Origin of the sequence: Bradyrhizobium sp. WSM2793 (assembly GCF_000379585.1) — a bacterium.
In the GTDB taxonomy this organism is placed as follows: Bacteria; Pseudomonadota; Alphaproteobacteria; order Rhizobiales; family Xanthobacteraceae; genus Bradyrhizobium.
This window is the reverse complement of record NZ_KB902846.1, coordinates 244093-261860: the sequence shown is the minus strand read 5'-3', so window position 1 is coordinate 261860 and position 17768 is coordinate 244093. Positions and strand designations below refer to the sequence as shown.

Here is a 17768-nt window from a genome sequence, read left to right as displayed (position 1 = left end):
TTCGCTGGTCACCACATTATCTCCCGGCCTTGTCGACGTTGCCGAAAGAATGTGGCGAGACGAACTGAACAGCGCCGCTCGTCCGCACGAAGCCTCGGGCTCACAGGGACTACCCGCCCTGCCCGCGCCTCTCGTGCCGACGCTGCCGCGTCCACCGCAACCCCGGCTCGCGACAGTGACGACCACATAGTCGCCCCTCTTGGGTGAGCCGGGATGGGCGACACATACGCCGAAACCGAATTTCGGTAAAGTGGAATATTTTTGCGCGCGTGGATTGACAGCGGCCGACACACCGACGCTCATTCCGTCATCCTGAGGTGCGAGACATGGGACGCAAGGCGTCCCATGGGGAGCCTCGAAGGATGGACGGCCACAGTCGGGCCGTCGCCCTTCGAGGCTCGCCAAAGAGGCGAGCACCTCAGGGTGACGGTGATGGAGTGCGCAATACCGGGCGAGCGGCCCCGGATTACGCTTTTCGCTCCATCCGGGCTACGGATATCCCCCTTCGGCAACACCGGCGTCCCATGCGCCGTCATCGTCACATCCTTCCGTTCCACGATCATCCCATAAGCCTGCGGCTGGCGGTGAACGTCGAAATTGAAGATGGTGCGCTTGTACGAGTTGCAGAGATCGGGATCGCAGCGCGCCAGCGCGATCTCGTCGCCCGTGGTCGTGCATCTCGCGGGTGATCTCCCCCGAGGGCCCGATGATGCAACTGCCGCCGACGCGAGGCCAATCAAATTCCACGCCTTTGGGTATCATTGTGCAGCGGCCGGCGGCCGCGCATTCACCCCCGAAAATCGTTGCGAATCTGCAACGGTTCCCCACGATCTGAAGCCGGACAAAACAAACTCCCATTCCGGCCACGAACCGCTCTCACAAGGCCGTGAGACAGCTAAGGGAACGACGATGCGTGCACAGCGCGTTTGGAAAGTGAATGGAGACGCCAGCATCGGGCAGCTCCAATCGAGACTGGACGATCTGAACAAGCGTCTCGTTCAGCTCGAAAACCAGCATCCGGAGACCTGGAAACTCGAAGAACTGAGAGCGAGCGCGCTCAGCCTGTCGCGCGAGATCGACGACATCCGCTGCGCCGAGGCGACGGCGGCATTGAGCGAGTTGCTGCGGAAGTAAGTTCGCCGATTCGCTTCTTGCGCGCAGGAACCAAGATCCGTCGCCGCCATTTCCATGCAGAGCATGGAGCACGATCATGACCAGGCATCTTACACGGGCCCATCTCGCACGCGGCATCGCCGGCGCAGTTTCCACGCTGGCCCTTTGCGCGACGGCGGCCTTCGCCTTCGCGCGCCACTTAGCGCTGTGAGGGATTTGGCATGACGTCCGATCCCGAGGAGCAGGTGAGGCTGCAAGGTTTTGGCGAGATGACGTTGCGCACGGCCATCGCGACGCTGACGGCGCTCGCGCCACGCGAGCGATCGGAGACCGCGATCTACCGCGTGCGTGACGGCGTGCGTCTGGCGCAAAGCGAGATCGCCGAACTCGCATCAAGCTGGGATATCGAGTCCGCGCCTACCGTACGATCGCCGAGACTGGTCCCCGAGCAGCACTGGCCCGACGTCGTGCGCGGCATGGTGCGCGAGGCCCCGTTGCCGGCGCTGATGGTGGCGTTCCTGGTGGGCGTGGTGGTGGCGCGGCGGTAGGCGGGACCCCACACCTGCGGCGCGTCAGCGCCGACAACCAACAAGCCATGCCGCCGCAACAAGCGGCCCTGCCCGGCCAAATCGGCCGTGGACCCGATCCCGAAATCGTTGCAGAAAGGCGCTCCCGAGGCGCCGGCGGCCGGTCCGCCAAGCCTTTGGAAAACGTCGACTTTTGGAAGAATGGTCGGAGTGGCAGGATTCGAACCTGCGACCCCTGCGTCCCGAACGCAGTGCTCTACCGGGCTGAGCCACACTCCGACAAGAAGGCGGCTTATAGCGTCGGGTTTGGCGCACCGCAAGCGGCCGGCATGAGGAATTTTGTCCCTGTGAAAACGGGTCTTGAAACGCTGATTTTACCGGCCGGCGCGGCCGGCGCCGAGGCTGCGGCCCGCACGCTGGCCGCCGGCGGGCTGGTCGCGTTTCCGACCGAGACCGTCTACGGGCTCGGGGCGGATGCGGCCAATGCTGCCGCGATCGCCCATCTCTACGCCGCCAAGGGGCGGCCGGCCTTCAATCCGCTGATCGCCCATGTCGCGGATATTGCGGCCGCGCGCCGGATCGGCCGGTTCGACGTACGCGCCCTGAAGCTCGCGGAAGCGTTCTGGCCCGGACCTCTGACGCTGGTGGTGCCGAAGACGGAGGGCTGCCCGGTGGCCGATCTCGCCACTGCGGGCCTCGACACGGTTGCGATTCGCATTCCCGCGCACCCGGTGGCGGAAGCGATCCTCCGCGCCTTCGGCGGCGCCGTGGTGGCGCCGTCCGCCAACATCTCCGGCCATGTCTCGCCGACGCTGGCGGCCCATGTCGAGAGCGACTTATCGGGGCGGATCGACCTGATCGTAGACGGTGGCCCCGTTACGGTCGGCGTGGAATCGACCATCGTCGGCTGCTTCGATGCGCCGATGCTGCTGCGGCCCGGCGGGCTGTCGCGCGAGCGGATCGAGGCGGTGCTGGGCGCGCCCCTGGCGCGGCCGCCTGTGGAGGCCGAGAGCGACGACAGCCAGCCGCTGGCGCCGGGCATGCTGGCCTCGCATTACGCGCCGCGCGCCCATGTGCGGCTCAATGCGCGTGACGTTGCGCCTGATGAAGCGCTGCTGGCGTTCGGCCCAGAGCGCCTGCCCGGCGTCGATGCGGCCGTCGCCGTCATGAATTTGTCGCCCACCGGTGATCTCGATGAAGCCGCCGCCAATCTGTTCGGCTATCTTCGCAGCCTCGACGCGAAGAGCCCGCGGACGATTGCGGTGATGGCGATCCCCGAGGAAGGCCTAGGCGAAGCGATCAACGACCGGCTGCGCCGGGCTGCGGTGGCAAGATAGCGCATGATCCGGAAAAGTGCGCAGCGGTTTTCCGATAAGACCATGCGCAAGAGACAAGAGCGGAAGTAGAGACGAGACAATGAACATCAACAAGCCTGCGATCCCTCCACTTGCGCCCGAGCTGATCGAACAATTCCGCAAGGTCGTCGGCGAGCGCCATGCGATCACCGATGCGAACGACATCGCGCCTTACGTCACCGAGGAGCGCAATCTGTTTCACGGCCGCTCGCCGCTGGTGCTGCGTCCGGGCTCGACGGCGGAAGTTTCCGAAATCTGCAAGCTCGCCTCCGCGCATAAAATCGCGCTGGTGCCGCAGGGCGGCAATACTGGGCTGGTCGGTGGCCAGACGCCGCACAATGGCGAGGTCGTGGTGTCGCTGCGACGCCTGGACAAGATCCGCGAGGTCGACACCGCCTCCAATACCATGACCTGCGAGGCCGGCGTGGTGCTGCAGATCGCGCAAGCGAAGGCGGCTGAGGTGGACCGGCTGTTTCCCCTCTCGCTCGGCGCGGAAGGAAGCTGCACCATCGGCGGCAATCTCTCCACCAATGCCGGCGGCACCGCCGCGCTCGCCTATGGCGTGGCGCGCGAGATGGCGCTGGGACTGGAAGTCGTGCTCGCCGACGGGCGCGTGCTCAACGTGCTGTCGAAGCTGAAAAAGGACAACACCGGCTACAATCTGCACAATCTCTTCATCGGCGCCGAAGGCACGCTCGGCATCATCACGGCAGCGACGCTGAAACTGTTTCCGAAGCCGCGGGCGGTCGAGACCGCCTATGTCGGCTTGAAGTCGCCGGCGGCGGCGCTCAAGCTGCTGACCATCGCGCAGAGCGAGGCCGCCAATGCGCTGACGAGTTTTGAACTATTGTCGGAGATGGCTGTCGATTTCTCGGTGCGGCACGGCATCGACGTGCGCGATCCGCTCGCAGAGAAGCATCCCTGGTACGTGCTGATGGAATTGTCGTCCCCCGGCGACGACGTCCGCACGCCGCTGGAGACGATCCTCGCCCGCGCCATGGAAGAGGAGATCGTCGACGACGCCGTGATCGCGGCCAACCTTACCCAACGCAACGGCTTCTGGAAGCTGCGCGAGGAGATGTCGTCGGCACAGAAGCCGGAGGGCGGCTCGATCAAGCACGACATCTCCGTGCCGATCGCCGCCGTGCCCGATTTCATCGAGGAAGCGAATGCTGCCGTGGTGAAGCTGATCCCGGGCGCGCGTCCGGTGCCGTTCGGCCATCTCGGCGACGGCAATCTGCATTACAATGTCAGCCAGCCGATCGGCGCCGACACCGCGGATTTTCTGGCGCGCTGGCACGACATGAATGCCGTCGTGTTCGAGATCGTGCTGCGCATGGGCGGATCGATCTCGGCCGAGCACGGCATCGGCGTGCTCAAGCGCGACGAGCTGCCTGAGGTCAAGGACAAGACCGCGATCGAGCTGATGCGCGCCATCAAGGCGATGCTCGATCCGCTCGGCATCATGAATCCGGGGAAGGTGCTGTGAGCGCTCTTGCGATCGACGCGATCGGAGATGCCGATGTCGAGCCGGTGGTGGCGCTGTGGCAGCGCTGCGGCCTGACGCGGCCCTGGAACGATCCGCATGCCGACATCGCGCTGGCGCGGCGGCGCGATAACTCGACCGTGCTGGTCGGGCGCGACGCCGGCGCGATCGTGGCGACCGTCATGGTCGGCCATGACGGCCATCGCGGCTGGGTCTATTACGTCGCGGTCGACCCCGACGGCCGCAAGCGCGGCCATGGCCGCGTCATCATGGCCGCGGCCGAGGACTGGCTGCGCGCGGCGGGAATTTCGAAGCTGCAGCTCCTCGTCCGCCGCGAGAACGCGCAGGCCAATGCGTTCTACGGCTCGCTCGGCTTCGAGCTATCGACCTCCGTGATGTTCCAGAAGTGGCTCGACGGCCGCGCGACCACGCCAAGCAACTGAACTGCAACCCGCGAACGCTGCTGCGCCCCCTCGCCCCGCTTGCGGGGCGAGGTGAAAAACAGAGAGGCTTCATGACCATTTCCGACCGCGTCCGCATCAAGGACGTCCGCGTGCTCTCGGACGGCTGGACCACGCTGAAGAACACCACGTTCGAGTATCGGCGCGCCAGCGGCGAGTGGCAGACGCAGCACCGCGAGACCTATGAGCGCGACAACGCCGCCGCCGTGCTGCCGTATAATCGCGCCGGGCGCACCGTGATCCTGGTGCGTCAGTTCCGCCTGCCGGCTTTCATCCGCGGCTACGACGATCTCCTGATCGAGGCCGCCGCCGGCGTGCTCGACAACGCCGAGCCCGAGCTGCGCATCCGCGCCGAGGCCGAGGAAGAGACCGGCTATCGCCTGCACCACGTCCACAAGGTGTTCGAGGCCTTCATGAGCCCCGGCGCCATCACTGAAAAACTGCATTTCTTCGTCGCCGAGTACGAGCCTGAGATGCGCGTCAGCGACGGCGGCGGCCTCGAGCACGAGGGCGAGGACATCGAGGTGCTGGAGCTCTCGATCGACGAGGCGCTGGCGATGATCGCCGACGGCCGCATCATCGACGCCAAGGCGATCATGCTGCTGCAATATGTGGCATTGCACGTGTTCAGGTGACTTATCCTCCCTGGAGGGGCAGGGTCGATCGCGCGAAGCGCGAGCGGGGTGGGGTGATCTCTGCACCCGGGCACTGTTGGATGTGGTGAGACCGTCACCCCACCCCGTCTCACATTTCGCTGCGCTCAATGTGAGCCGACCCTCCCCCTCCAGGGAGGGGTAAGCGGCACCGCGCGTGCCGCACCATCGTCATCTGCAATTCAGGCCTGCATCTCCCCTCCCCCCGTTGAGCAACCCCAAAACTATCTCTAATCTGTCGCCAACCAAGAACCAGGAGACGCGCCATGTCCGCGCCGCGCGACGACGAATTCGGCTTTGCGCCCGATTACGACTCCCCCGTCCCCTACATGCAGCGCACCCGCGATTATTACGCGGCGATTGGCTACACCACCGCGTATCGCTGGGCGCATTACACCGAGGCGCCGTTCCAGCCGCTGAAGAAGCCGCTGGCCAAGTCGCGCGTGACCATCATCACGACCGCTGCGCCGTATGATCCCGCCAAGGGCGACCAGGGACCGGGCGCGGCGTACAACGGCAGCGCAAAGTTCTACCAGGTCTATGACGGCGACACGTCGAAAGAGCACGATCTGCGCATCTCGCACATCGGCTACGACCGCAAGCACACCTCGGCGACCGACAACGGCACCTGGTTTCCGCTGCCGCAGCTGTTGAAGGCGTCCGCCGCCGGCCGCCTCGGCGAGGTCGCCCCGCGCTTCTTCGGCGCGCCGACCAACCGCAGCCATCGCGTCACGCTCGACACCGACGCGCCGGACATCCTGGCGCGCTGCCTTGCGGACAAGGTTGACGTCGCGGTGCTGGTGCCGAACTGCCCGGTCTGCCACCAGACCACGGCGCTGGTGGCGCGGCATCTCGAGGCCAACGGCATTCCGACCGTGGTGATGGGCTGCGCCAAGGACATCATCGAGCACGCCGCCGTGCCGCGCTTCCTGTTCTCCGACTTCCCGCTCGGCAATTCCGCCGGCAAGCCACACGACGTCGCCTCGCAGGCGCAGACGCTGGAACTGGCGCTCAAGCTGCTGGAGAGCGCGAGCGGCCCGCAAACGACGATGCAGTCGCCGCTGCGCTGGAGCGAGGACGCCTCCTGGAAGCTCGACTACAACAACGTCGCGCAGCTGTCGCCGGAAGAGCTGGCCCGCCGCCGCGCCGAATTCGACAAGCAGAAGGAGATCGCGCGCGGCAACCGCGCCGCCTGACGTCCTCCAATAACGAAAACAAGATGGGGAGAGCGACGTGACGCGACCGTTCGAGGGCGTGAAGATCCTGGATTTCACGCAAGTGCTGGCCGGCCCCTATGCCAGCTACCAGCTCGCGCTGCTGGGGGCTGACGTCATCAAGGTCGAGCGGCGCGAGGGCGAGGACATGCGCCGCACCCCGCTCAGCCGCGAATGGGCCGACCGCGGCCTCGCGCCGGCGTTCCAGGCCGTCAACGGCAACAAGCGCAGCCTGACGCTCGATCTGCAGAAGCCGGAGGCGATCGCGATCGTGAAGAAGCTCGCGGCATCGGTCGACGTCGTCATGGAGAATTTCCGTCCGGGCGTGATGGACAAGCTCGGCATCGGCTACGAGGCACTGTCGGCGATCAATCCAAAACTGATCTATTGCGCGGTCTCAGGCTTCGGCCAGACCGGCCCGGATCGCCTGCGGCCCGGCTATGACGGCAAGATGCAGGCGCTGTCGGGCATCATGGCCATCACCGGCCATCCCGAGACGGGACCGACGCGCGCGGGCTTTGCGGTCTGCGACGTGCTGTCGGGCGCCACGGCCGCGTTCGGCGTCTCGAGCGCGCTGTATCAGCGCGACCGCACCGGCAAGGGCCAGCTCATTGATGTCTCCATGCTGGAGGCGACGATGGCGTTTCTGTCGGGACAGATCGCGGACTGGTCGGTCGCCGGCCATCGCCAGACACTCTCGGGCAACCAGGCCGTGAGCCGCAGGACGACGGCGAATTTGTTCAAGTGCGGCGACGGCCACATCCTGCTCGCCGTCAACAACGAGAAGCAGTACCGCGCGCTGATGAGCGCGCTCGGCCGCGAGGACACGCTGAGCGACCCGCGCTTTGCCGACTGGTTTTCGCGCAACGAGAACGAGCCGGCGCTGCGGGCCATCATCGAAGCGGCGCTCGCGGCCAGGCCGGCGCGCGAATGGGAGACGATCCTGGAAGACGCCGGCGCGCCCTGCGCGAGCATCTGGAAGGTCGAGGAGGTGATCGACCATCCGCAGATCAAGGCGCGCGGCGCGATCCAGCAGCTGGACACGCAATACGGCCGCCTGCGCTTTGCTGGCAGCGGCTTCAAGCTCGCCCATGGCGGCGGCAGGCTGGACCGGATGGCGCCGGAGCTCGGCGCGGATACCGATGCGGTGCTGGACGAGCTGGGGTTTGATGCGGCGGAGATCGCAGGGCTGCGGGCCCGGGAGGTCGTTTAAGACTCCGCTGCCGTAGGGTGGGCAAAGCGAAAGCGTGCCCACCACTGCCCGTTGAGGAGAGAGATCGTGGGCACGGCGCGTTGCGCCTTTGCCCACCCTACGGCAGCGTGGCTAGAACAACGACCCCTGCCCGTCATCGGCCGGCCCGGCTGCCGCCTTCCGCGCCGCCTTCTTCGGCTTCGCCGCCTCGGCTTCCGCCGCCATCTCCTCCGCGCTGATCGGCAGCAACAACTGATCGTCGTCATTGGCGACGCGGTTGACGCGGGTGGAGACCGGGTGCCAGGCAAACTCGCCGATGCGCGGTGCCGTCATCAGCGGCAGGATCGCAACGACCTCGTCGCCCCTGATGTCGAGCCAGCGCTCGAAATCGCGCTCGCTGATGGTGACGGGTACGCGGTCATGCAGCGCGGCGAGATCCTCGCCCGCCGCGGCCGTGACGATCGCGACCGTGTCGAGCTCCTCGCCGTTCGGCCCGGCCCAGGTCTCGAACAATGCGGCAAAGCCGAGCGGCGCACCGTCGGCGCGGTGGATGAAGAAGGGCTGCTTGCGGCCGTCCTCCACCTTCCATTCGTAATAGCCATCGGCCGGGATCAGGCCGCGGCGCCGGCGAATTGCGCGTTTGAAGGCGGGCTTCTCCAGCACCGTCTCGGAGCGGGCATTGATCAGGAGCGTAAAGCCCTTGGGGTCCTTGACCCAGCCCGGCAGCAATCCCCAGCGCATCAGGCGGAAATGGCGCGCGCCATTCTCCATCAACACGACCGGAATCGGTTGTGTCGGGGCGACATTGTACCGGGGCGGGAAGTTGGGCTGCTCGACATAGCCGAACAGTTGCCGCAAAGCCGCGGGGGCCGAAGTTATGACAAAGCGTCCACACATCCCAGGGTGTCTATATAGGGTCCGTTCAGGTCCTTTTAACCCCGAACGTTAACACTGCGGCAGATGAGCTCAACGGCCTCCCAACCCGCGCGGACGCATGCACAGACGGGCCCCGAGGCCGCCGACTGGGCCGAACGGCTGCGCGTGGCCAATATCAACCCGCGGACCGGGCTTGCCACCGACTATCTCAACCATTTCAATGAAGCCGTGATGCTGCTGGAAATGGTTCCGGACATGCCGGAATGCGCGGAAGATTTCTTGACCTGGTCGCCGCTGTCCTATGCCGAGCATTTCACGGCGTCAAACTTCAAGGCGCGGGATCTGGCTATCGAGGCCTATGAGAAAGCCAACCCCAACGTGCGCGCCCAGTTCGACCACATCACCGATACCATGACCTCGATCCTGACCGCGGTCGGCTCGGCCATGCGCGAGGTCGAGAAGGACACGACCCGCGTCCGCCTCGCCGAGCAGGCCACGCTCTGGGTCAAGCCGCTGATCGCCGCCTGCGGCGGCATCATCAATGGCGGGGCGGAAGCCGACGTCGACACCATCATGGCGAACTGAGCCAGGTCCTTTAGAATTAGGCCTTCAAGAACCAGGTCCTTCAAGAAAATGGCTTCGGTCGTCCAGCCCACCCATCCCCAGCTCGCCGTCAGCGCCGCGATTTTCCGCGACGGCAAGGTGCTGCTGACCCGCCGCGCCCGCTCGCCCGCCAAGGGCTTCTATTCGCTCCCGGGCGGCCGGGTCGAATTCGGCGAATCGCTGCATCAGGCCCTGAGCCGCGAGGTCGACGAGGAGACCGGGCTCGACATCGCGATCGTCGGCCTCGCCGGCTGGCGCGAGGTGCTGCCCGCCGCGCCCGGTGCCGGCCATTATCTGATCATGTCGTTTGCCGCCCGCTGGGTGGCGCGGGAGCCGATCCTGAACGACGAGCTCGACGACTACCGCTGGATGGCCCCGGATGCCCTGGCGGGCCTCGGCGACCTCAAGCTGACCGGGGGGCTGGACGAGGTCATCCAGTCCGCCGCGCGGCTGGTAATAACCTGAAGCCAGCTCCGGGCTCCGCTGCACCTCTCCCGCTTGCGGGGGAGGTCGACGCGCTCGCAAGAGCGCGGCGGGTGGGGGCTTTCTCCTCTTGGGGGGTTCTCGCCCGCGGAGACACCCCCTCCCCAGCAAGCGGGAGAGGGAGCGTACCGCCCTCGCGTCGCCTTGCGTCAACAGCCTCGAAGAGGCATACACCCCGCCGATGTCCACGCGATTTCTGGCCATTTTTGCCCTGATTCTCGCCTGCGCCTCCGGACCCGCGAGGGCCCAGGACGGGGCGGCGCCGTTTGACGGCGATTTGCAGCGGCTGGCCGAGATCCTCGGCGGGCTGCACTATCTGCGCGGCATCTGCGGGTCCAACGAAGGCAACAAATGGCGCAACGAGATGCAGGCGCTGATCGATGCCGAAACCCCCTCCGGGGAGCGCCGCACCCGCATGATCGCCGGCTTCAACCGCGGCTATAACGGCTTTCAGCAGACCTATCGGAGCTGCACGCCGGCGGCGACGGTGGCGATCCGCCGCTATATCGAAGAAGGCTCGAAGATCTCGCGCGATCTGACGGCGCGCTACGCAAACTGAGCTCTCACCAACCGCACTCTCAGCCGTAACTCCTCATCCTGAGGAGCGCGGAACGCGCGTCTCGAAGGATGGAAGGCCCAGCTGCGGCAGCGGGACCTTCCATGGTTCGAGACGGCGCTGACGCGCCTCCTCACCATGAGGGTTGGGCAGCCGGTGGAACCCTGTCATCGACTTTGTTCACAGCCGTTAACCGTTCTTAAAGATGTGGCCTAGCGGTCGTTAATGCGCGTGCTACACCTTCTCGCACAGCGCATCGCCGTGGATCGCGCCCCAGCCCCGATCGAGTTTCATGAGCCAGCCGATTTCCTACGCCCCCGACCGCGCGCCGCTGCCCGATCACGAGCAGAAGCAGGCCGCACTGAGCTATCTCAACGAGGCCTGGGCCGAAGCGCGCCATGAGGGCGTCGACGGCGACTGCCTGGCGCAGGCGAGCCTGTTTGCGGCCTTCGCCGAGCTCGTCGGGACCTATGGCGAGGACGCGGTCGCCAAGTTCGTCGAGGGTTTTCCGGGTCGCATCCGCAACGGCGAGTTCTCGGTCACGCTCGCGAGGCAGTGAGCTTTCCGCGAAAATGACCCCGCCACGCGGGCGGGGCCAGTCAACGGATGAATGACTTTGCGAACGGATTTGGCGAAAGCCTTCGCGAAGTCTGCCGCGTTTATCGCACGGAAGCCGCTTGCCGCGGACAAGCATTAGTCTCGCGGCGGCCGGGAGATGTTCCCGCGGCGATCAGGAACCTGCTCCCTCCCCTCACGGCTCGACCTTGAGCGTCGCTTTCATGTTGGGATGATAGCGGCAGTAATAGTCGATCACTCCCGCCTTCTTCAGAACCGATGTCGCCGACTTGTTCGGCGGCAGCGTCACGTCAAAGTCGCCGTTCTTCGCCGTGGCGGTGTGGGCGAAGACGTCCTTGTTGATCCAGGTAATGGTATCGCCGATCTTCGCCGATACCTCGGCCGGAGCAATCACGAGATTGTCCATCGTGATCTCGATCGTCGCGGCGTGTGCCGGGGCGACCGTCGCCGCAAGGACAAGTGCTATGGCGCTCGAAGCCAGTCGCTCCGGCATCATTGCCACTCCCCTATTTCAGCTCTGCCGCGACGTGCTCGGCGTGCTGCTGGTGTCCCTGGAATATCTTCAGGCCCGTCTGTAGCAGGCTCTTCAGCTCGGCATTGTTCGCGGACGGGATCAGCTGGGTCTCCAGCGCGCCGTTGACCGCCTTGTGGTAGGCAACCTCGTTGGCGACGTAGGCCTTGTCGAAGGCGGCACCGTCCAGCTTGTCGAGCTCGGCCAGCTTGTCGCTCGCCTGCTTCGACAGCGCCTTGCTGGTGTCGTTGTCCTCCGGCGTGACGTTCAGCTTCTTGACCAGCGCGAACGCCTGCTTGTTGACGGCCTCGTGGTCGCGCAGCATGTCCTCGGCAAACGCCTTGACGTCCTTGCTCTTCGCCTTCTTCTGCGCCTGCTTGGCGGCGTTGATGTCGATCACGCCCGCGGTGTAGGCGATATGGGCGATCTGGGGATCGGTGGGCTTGTCGGATGCGCCGGCGCTTTGCAGCAGCGCGGGACTCGACAACAGAATGGCCGCGGCGATCGCCGCGCTCCGTCGGGTGAACATGGCTCGATGCTCCTGTGGTGCCGGACGTTGGCCGGCGCGTTGCTTCACAGGGATTGGATGGGTGTTTTACGCGAACGTTCCCGAAAAATCATGAGCCGATGCCAAGGCGCCTGAGCACCGCCTCCGTCAGGCACTCGCAGCGCTGTCCGGCGAACGGAAACGCGTCCATCACGACGGGGCCGATCTTCTTCTCGACGTTCTCGCGCAGCAGGGTGCGCGCACGGTGCAACCGCGTCTTGACGGTCTCGGGCCTGATGCCGAGCAGCTCGGCCGTCTCCTCCATGCTCATGGCCTCCATCACCCGCGCGATGAAGACCATGCGGAAGGCATCGGGCAATTCATCGACCGCGTGTTCGACGACGCGCTGGATCTCGCGTTGGGCCATGGATTTTTCCGGATCGGTTGCGGCGGACGAAAGGGGAAACTGGATGATCTGTGCTTCCAGCGTTGCCTCCGGCACCGATCCCAGCTCGACCTGCGGCTTCCGACTGCGCAAGCGCCCGAGCGCCTCGTTGATCGCAATGCGCGACAACCAGGTCGACAGCGGGGCTTCACCCAAAAAGCCATCGAGATGCGTGAAGGCGCGGACATAGGTTTCCTGCACCACATCCTCGGCCTCGCTGTCGCTGCGCAATATCCCGCGCGCGAGGCGATAGAGCCTGCGATTGTTGGCCTGCATGATCTCGCGGAGCGCAGCCTCGTCGCGGCGCCGCGCGCGCTCGATCAGCTCGACTTCCGACGTCCTGAGGCCGGCGGACAGGCCGGCTGCGGTCCCTGGCATGGCGGGCACCTTATCTCCATTGGTTCCGGACATTGGATGCAAACCAAGGAAAAAGGTTCCTGACTTTCTTACCCTCCCCTGGAGGGGGAGGGTCGATCGCGCGCAGCGCGAGCGGGGTGGGGTGACAGTCTCTCCTCAGAGCCGGTGCACGAGTGGAGAGATCACCCCACCCCGCTTCACCTCTCGCTTCGCTCGACGTGAAGCGACCCTCCCCCTCCAGGGGAGGGTAAGAGCCGCCCACCTAATCCGTCTCGATCGGGAGCGAAGGGTCCCGTGCCCATTCGCCCATCGAGCCGTCGTAGAGCGTCAGCTTGTCGTAGCCGAGCTGCGTCAGCAGCAAGAGGTTGATTGTCGCCGAGATGCCGCCGCCGCAATAACAGATCACGGTCTTGTCGCGCGTGACGCCTTGGGCGACGAACTTTGCTTCCGCATCCGCAAGACTCGTCAGCGTCTTGTCGGCATTGACGAGCGATGGGGCGGGAACGTTGATACTGCTCGGCACGCGACCCGGCCGGCCGTAGCGGCTCGGCTCCAGGCCTTGGTGAAATTGCGGCAAGAGAGCGTTGACGATTACCGTCGAGGGATCACCGATCCGTGCCTTCACGACATTCTTGTCGACGAAGAAGCCCGCGCGCGGCGTGGCCTTGAAGGTCGTGGCCGGATAGCCTTTCGGTGCGCCCGTCTCGACCGGACGTCCCTCCTCTTTCCATTTGTCGAAGCCGCCGTCGAGCACGAGCGCATCGACGCCGAGTGAACGCAGCATCCACCAGAACCGCGTCGACCACATCATCGTGCCGATGCTGTAGAGCACGATGGTCTTGCTCGCATCGAGGCCATGGCGGCCGAAGGCGGCCTCCAACTGGCCGACATCAGGCATCATGAAGAGGGGGCGCGCGGAGGTGTCGGCGAACTCGCCTTGCAGGTCGAGGAAATCGGCGCCCGGAATATGGCCGGCGGCGAAGGACTTGTCGCCGGGGACTGCGCGATACGGTACGTCACTGCCCGGCGGCACCGGCTCGTTGTAGGTCGTGCAATCGTAGAGGCGCAGGTTGGGATCGCCGAGGATGGCGGCAAGTTGTTCGGTGGCGATGAGGGCACTTTGGCTCATTGGATAGTCTCCCATCATACGCATACTATCCCCGTCACCCCGAGGTGCCGGAGCGTAGCGGAGGCCTCGAAGGGCACGGCCACTAGCGGGGCCGCTCATCCTTCGAGGCTTGCCATGCAATGCGAGAGCATTGCATGGCGCGCACCTCAGGATGACGGATCACAACGAGCGCGGCAAGCTACTGCTTCAGCGTCTCCAGAAACCGGACCGGCTCGCCCTGCGCGGGCGTGACCAGCTCGCCCTGCCACATCACGCGGCGGCCGCGGACGAAGGTGCCGACGGGCCAACCGGTGACGCGCAACCCGTCATAGGGGGTCCAGCCAGCTTTCGACGCCACCCATTTGTTGGTGATGGTCTCGCTGCGCTTCAGATCGACGACCGTGAAATCGGCGTCATAGCCCGCCGCAATGCGGCCCTTGCAGGCCATGTTGTAGAGACGCGCGGGACCGGCGCTGGTGAGATCGACGAAGCGCGCCAGAGAAAGCCGGCCCGCATTGACGTGATCCAGCATCAGGGGGACCAGCGTCTGCACGCCGGTCATGCCGGAGGGCGAAGCCGGGTAGGTCTTCTGCTTCTCCTCCAGCGTATGCGGGGCATGGTCGGAGCCGAGCACGTCGATGATGCCCTGCTCGATGCCGCGCCAGATGCCGGCACGGTGGTCGGCGCCGCGCACCGGCGGGTTCATCTGCGCGAGCGTGCCGAGCCGCTCGTAACATTCGGGCGCAGTCAGCGTGAGGTGGTGCGGCGTCGCCTCGCAGGAGGCGACGTCCTTGTGGTCGCGCAAGAACTCGATCTCTTCCTTGGTCGAGATATGCAGCACGTGGATGCGCTTTCCGGTCTCGTGCGCGAGCTTGACGAGGCGCTGCGTTGCCATCAGCGCCGCGGTCTCATCGCGCCACACCGGATGCGAGCGCGGGTCGCCCTCGATGCGCAGCGATTTGCGGTCGTTGAGGCGGTATTCGTCCTCGGCATGGAAGGCCGCGCGGCGGCGGATCACCTGGAAGATGCGGCGCAGGCTTTCGTCGTCCTCCACCAGCAGCGCGCCGGTCGAGGAGCCGATGAACACCTTGACGCCGGCACAGCCAGGCGCACGTTCGAGCACCGGCAGGTCCTGCACGTTCTCACGCGTGCCGCCGATGAAAAAAGCGAAATCGCAATGCATGCGGTGATGGGCGCGCTTCACCTTGTCGGTGAAGGTGGCTTCAGTCACGGTGAGCGGCGAGGTGTTCGGCATCTCGAATACGGCGGTGACGCCGCCCATCACGGCACTGCGCGAACCGGTCTCGAGGTCTTCCTTCTGCTCCAGGCCGGGCTCGCGGAAATGCACCTGCGTGTCCATCACGCCGGGCAGGATGTGCAGGCCCTTGCAGTCGATGACCTCCGCGGCCGAGGCCTGCGACAATGGCCCCAGCTCGGCGATGCGGCCGCCGGTGATGCCGATATCGCGAACATCCTCGCCGTCCTGGTTGACGACGGTGCCGCCTTTGAGGATCACATCGAAACGCTGGGTCATGGCTGAAGGCCCTTCTCATCCCCAAGCGCAGGGCTCGAGGTCTTGTCGTTTATGCCTCGCGGGCTTACGTTCCGGAGCAACATGTCGCAAGAGATTTTCGCATGAAATCAGCGTTTCTTCCCGACCGGGGCGTGGTCAAGGTCGCGGGCGAGGATGCGCGCAACTTCCTCAACGGCCTGGTCACGACCGACCTCGACAGGCTGAAACCGGGGCTGGGGCGATTCGGCGCGCTGCTGACGCCGCAGGGCAAGATCATCGTGGATTTCCTGATCACGGAAGTCCCCGCGGGTCACGGCGGCGGGTTCCTGATCGACTGCCCCAAAGCGCTGGCCGAGAGCTTCGCCACCAAGCTGAAATTCTACAAGCTGCGCGCCAAGGTCACGGTGGAAAACCTTGATCTCGGCGTGCTCGCCGCCTGGGACGGCCAGCCTGCGGCGCAGCCGGACCTCGCCTTCGCTGATCCTCGCAACGAAGCGCTCGGCACCCGCATCCTGATCCCTGAGGATCTCAAACAGAAACTCTCCGACCTCATCGGGGCCGAGCTGGTCGACGCCGCCGAATACGAGGCGCACCGCATCGCGCTCGGCGTGCCGCGCGGCGGGCTTGATTTCATGTACAGCGATGCGTTTCCGCACGAGACCAACATGGACCGTCTTGCCGGCGTCGACTTCGACAAGGGCTGCTATGTCGGCCAGGAGGTCGTCTCGCGCATGCAGCATCGCGGCACCGCGCGTACCCGCAGCGTGAAGGTGCTGCTCGATGGTCCCTCGCCCGAGGCCGGCGCGACCATTCTTGCCGGCGACAAGCCGGTCGGCACCATCGGCTCGACATCCGGCGGCAAGGGCATTGCGCTGGTGCGCATCGACCGTGTCGCAGACGCGCTCGATGCCGGCCAGCCCCTCACCGCAGGCGGCCTCGTCTTGAAGCTTGCGGAACCGGACGTCGTTCGCATTCCAGCCAAGCAACCCATCGCATGAGCCGCGCTCCCCGCCTGCATCCCGACGGAAAGACCCGCTGCCCCTGGCCGGGCGATGACCCGTTCTATGTTGCCTATCACGACACCGAATGGGGCGTGCCGGAGTATGACGACCGCGCACTGTACGAAAAGCTGATCCTCGACGGCTTCCAGGCCGGCCTGTCCTGGATCACGATCCTGCGCAAGCGCGACAATTTCCGCAAGGCCTTCGACGATTTCCAGCCGGAGAAGATCGCGCGCTACAATGCCAAGAAGGTGCACGCGCTGATGAACGATGCCGGCATCGTGCGCAACCGCGCCAAGATCGACGGCACGATCGCGAGCGCGAGATCGTATCTCGACATCATGGAGAAGGGTCCCGGCTTCTCGAAACTGCTGTGGGACTTCATGGACGGACGGCCCAAGGTCAATCATTTCAAGACCACCGCGAGCGTGCCGGCCTCGACGCCGCTGTCGGTGCAAATCTCGAAGGATCTATCCTCGCGCGGCTTCAAATTCGTCGGCCCGACCATCGTCTATGCCTTCATGCAGGCGACCGGCATGGTCAACGACCACCTCGTCGACTGCCACTGTCACGCCAGCTGCAGCAAGACGCAGCGCAAGCCGCGCCTCAAGGTCAAATGACGGCGAAGAAGACTGCACGCGACGTGGCGTCTCGCGCCTGGCAGCGCATGCTGTCGGGACGGCGGCTCGATCTGCTCGATCCCTCCCCGCTCGACGTCGAGATCGCCGACATCGCGCATGGGCTGGCGCGCGTCGCGCGCTGGAACGGGCAGACCGTTGGCACGCACATTTTCTCGGTCGCGCAGCACACGCTGCTGGTGGAGACCGTGATGCGGCACGAGATGCCGCGGGTCGACCAGCGCATGCGGCTCGCAGCGCTGCTGCATGATGCGCCCGAATATGTCATCGGCGACATGATCTCGCCGTTCAAGGCGGTGCTCGACGGCCATTACAAGGCGGTGGAGAAACGCCTGCTCGGCGCCATCCATGTCCGCTTCGGACTGCCGCCGGTGCTGCCCGAGGAGGTCACGCTGGCGATCAAGGCCGCCGATCGCGGGGCGGCCTATCTGGAAGCGACCGAGCTTGCCGGCTTCAGCGAAAGCGAGGCGCGGCGCCTGTTCGGCAAGGATCCCGGCCTCTCCGACAGCGTCCGGCGCGACTATCTGACGCCGTGGACTGCGGCCCGGGCCGAGAAGCAGTTTCTGGAGCGGTTTGGCGCGGTGTTCGCGTAGGTGCCGTAGGGTGGGCAAAG

Annotated in this window: 21 protein-coding genes, 1 tRNA gene and 1 pseudogene; 15 read left to right on the top strand and 8 right to left on the bottom strand. The window is 65.5% G+C overall.

The window, feature by feature from the left end; translation table 11 throughout:
* Positions 1–512: 512 nt before the first annotated feature.
* Positions 513–726, bottom strand: a pseudogene (locus tag A3AS_RS49745) (N-carbamoyl-D-amino-acid hydrolase); the annotation flags it as partial.
* Positions 727–909: 183 nt separating this feature from the next.
* On the opposite strand from A3AS_RS49745, the gene A3AS_RS0141945 reads away from it, so the two are divergent.
* Together A3AS_RS0141945 and A3AS_RS0141940 are read left to right on the top strand one after the other, a co-directional pair.
* A complete protein-coding gene (locus tag A3AS_RS0141945) occupies positions 910–1134 on the top strand; it encodes a hypothetical protein (protein WP_018323393.1) in 225 nt (74 codons plus the stop codon).
* A gap of 200 nt (positions 1135–1334) precedes the next feature.
* Positions 1335–1661 (top strand): hypothetical protein, encoded by a 327-nt coding sequence (locus A3AS_RS0141940; protein WP_018323392.1) that lies wholly within the window; start codon positions 1335–1337, stop codon positions 1659–1661.
* 181 nt (positions 1662–1842) lie between these two features.
* Here the strand turns inward: A3AS_RS0141940 and A3AS_RS0141935 are convergent.
* Positions 1843–1919: transfer RNA gene (locus A3AS_RS0141935), tRNA-Pro, on the bottom strand.
* A gap of 50 nt (positions 1920–1969) precedes the next feature.
* Here A3AS_RS0141935 and A3AS_RS0141930 point away from each other — a divergent pair.
* The 6 genes from A3AS_RS0141930 to A3AS_RS0141905 all read left to right on the top strand — a co-directional run bounded on the left by A3AS_RS0141930 (position 1970) and on the right by A3AS_RS0141905 (position 8022).
* On the top strand, positions 1970–2977 hold the full coding sequence (locus A3AS_RS0141930) for an L-threonylcarbamoyladenylate synthase (protein WP_198293771.1): 1008 nt from the start codon (positions 1970–1972) through the stop codon (positions 2975–2977).
* Positions 2978–3056: 79 nt separating this feature from the next.
* Positions 3057–4484 (top strand): FAD-binding oxidoreductase, encoded by a 1428-nt coding sequence (locus tag A3AS_RS0141925; RefSeq protein WP_018323391.1) that lies wholly within the window; start codon positions 3057–3059, stop codon positions 4482–4484.
* The gene (locus A3AS_RS0141920; RefSeq protein ID WP_018323390.1) at positions 4481–4924 is read left to right on the top strand and encodes a GNAT family acetyltransferase; all 444 of its coding nucleotides are present in this window, start codon (positions 4481–4483) and stop codon (positions 4922–4924) included. Before A3AS_RS0141925 ends, A3AS_RS0141920 begins: the two co-directional genes overlap by 4 nt.
* Before the next feature lie 71 nt (positions 4925–4995).
* Entirely contained in the window at positions 4996–5577 is a 582-nt protein-coding gene (locus tag A3AS_RS0141915; RefSeq protein ID WP_018323389.1) for an NUDIX domain-containing protein, read from the top strand.
* Between the two features lie 284 nt (positions 5578–5861).
* Positions 5862–6791 (top strand): glycine reductase, encoded by a 930-nt coding sequence (locus A3AS_RS0141910; RefSeq protein ID WP_018323388.1) that lies wholly within the window; start codon positions 5862–5864, stop codon positions 6789–6791.
* A gap of 37 nt (positions 6792–6828) precedes the next feature.
* A complete protein-coding gene (locus A3AS_RS0141905; RefSeq protein ID WP_018323387.1) occupies positions 6829–8022 on the top strand; it encodes a CaiB/BaiF CoA-transferase family protein in 1194 nt (397 codons plus the stop codon).
* Positions 8023–8133: 111 nt separating this feature from the next.
* Here the strand turns inward: A3AS_RS0141905 and A3AS_RS0141900 are convergent, their stop codons facing one another.
* Positions 8134–8898 (bottom strand): SOS response-associated peptidase, encoded by a 765-nt coding sequence (locus A3AS_RS0141900; RefSeq protein WP_018323386.1) that lies wholly within the window; start codon positions 8896–8898, stop codon positions 8134–8136.
* Positions 8899–8961: 63 nt separating this feature from the next.
* Here A3AS_RS0141900 and A3AS_RS0141895 point away from each other — a divergent pair, with 63 nt between their 5' ends.
* The 4 genes from A3AS_RS0141895 to A3AS_RS0141880 all read left to right on the top strand — a co-directional run bounded on the left by A3AS_RS0141895 (position 8962) and on the right by A3AS_RS0141880 (position 11078).
* Complete coding sequence (locus A3AS_RS0141895) at positions 8962–9462, top strand: hypothetical protein (protein ID WP_018323385.1); 501 nt, start codon at positions 8962–8964, stop codon at positions 9460–9462.
* A gap of 48 nt (positions 9463–9510) precedes the next feature.
* A complete protein-coding gene (locus A3AS_RS0141890; protein ID WP_018323384.1) occupies positions 9511–9945 on the top strand; it encodes an NUDIX hydrolase in 435 nt (144 codons plus the stop codon).
* 199 nt (positions 9946–10144) lie between these two features.
* The gene (locus tag A3AS_RS0141885) at positions 10145–10522 is read left to right on the top strand and encodes a TIGR02301 family protein (protein ID WP_018323383.1); all 378 of its coding nucleotides are present in this window, start codon (positions 10145–10147) and stop codon (positions 10520–10522) included.
* A 289-nt stretch (positions 10523–10811) separates the two neighbouring features.
* Positions 10812–11078 (top strand): hypothetical protein, encoded by a 267-nt coding sequence (locus A3AS_RS0141880; RefSeq protein WP_018323382.1) that lies wholly within the window; start codon positions 10812–10814, stop codon positions 11076–11078.
* Positions 11079–11270: 192 nt separating this feature from the next.
* Here A3AS_RS0141880 and A3AS_RS0141875 read toward each other — a convergent pair whose 3' ends face one another.
* The 5 genes from A3AS_RS0141875 to A3AS_RS0141855 all read right to left on the bottom strand — a co-directional run bounded on the left by A3AS_RS0141875 (position 11271) and on the right by A3AS_RS0141855 (position 15537).
* Entirely contained in the window at positions 11271–11591 is a 321-nt protein-coding gene (locus A3AS_RS0141875; RefSeq protein ID WP_018323381.1) for a cupredoxin family copper-binding protein, read from the bottom strand.
* A gap of 10 nt (positions 11592–11601) precedes the next feature.
* Positions 11602–12135: a DUF4142 domain-containing protein gene (locus A3AS_RS0141870; RefSeq protein ID WP_026202922.1), complete on the bottom strand. Its 534-nt coding sequence runs from the start codon at positions 12133–12135 to the stop codon at positions 11602–11604.
* A gap of 88 nt (positions 12136–12223) precedes the next feature.
* On the bottom strand, positions 12224–12916 hold the full coding sequence (locus A3AS_RS0141865; RefSeq protein ID WP_026202921.1) for an RNA polymerase sigma factor: 693 nt from the start codon (positions 12914–12916) through the stop codon (positions 12224–12226).
* A gap of 241 nt (positions 12917–13157) precedes the next feature.
* Positions 13158–14024 carry a sulfurtransferase gene (locus A3AS_RS0141860; RefSeq protein ID WP_018323378.1) on the bottom strand — a complete coding sequence of 289 codons (867 nt, stop codon included), beginning with the start codon at positions 14022–14024 and terminating at the stop codon, positions 13158–13160.
* A 178-nt stretch (positions 14025–14202) separates the two neighbouring features.
* Positions 14203–15537 carry a dihydroorotase gene (locus A3AS_RS0141855; RefSeq protein WP_018323377.1) on the bottom strand — a complete coding sequence of 445 codons (1335 nt, stop codon included), beginning with the start codon at positions 15535–15537 and terminating at the stop codon, positions 14203–14205.
* A 101-nt stretch (positions 15538–15638) separates the two neighbouring features.
* On the opposite strand from A3AS_RS0141855, the gene A3AS_RS0141850 reads away from it, so the two are divergent.
* From A3AS_RS0141850 to A3AS_RS0141840, 3 genes are read left to right on the top strand one after another with little or no spacing between them, the layout of a single operon-like run.
* Positions 15639–16514 carry a folate-binding protein YgfZ gene (locus A3AS_RS0141850; protein WP_018323376.1) on the top strand — a complete coding sequence of 292 codons (876 nt, stop codon included), beginning with the start codon at positions 15639–15641 and terminating at the stop codon, positions 16512–16514.
* Positions 16511–17137: a DNA-3-methyladenine glycosylase I gene (locus A3AS_RS0141845; RefSeq protein WP_018323375.1), complete on the top strand. Its 627-nt coding sequence runs from the start codon at positions 16511–16513 to the stop codon at positions 17135–17137. Before A3AS_RS0141850 ends, A3AS_RS0141845 begins: the two co-directional genes overlap by 4 nt.
* Complete coding sequence (locus A3AS_RS0141840) at positions 17134–17748, top strand: YfbR-like 5'-deoxynucleotidase (RefSeq protein WP_018323374.1); 615 nt, start codon at positions 17134–17136, stop codon at positions 17746–17748. Before A3AS_RS0141845 ends, A3AS_RS0141840 begins: the two co-directional genes overlap by 4 nt.
* Positions 17749–17768 lie beyond the last annotated feature (20 nt).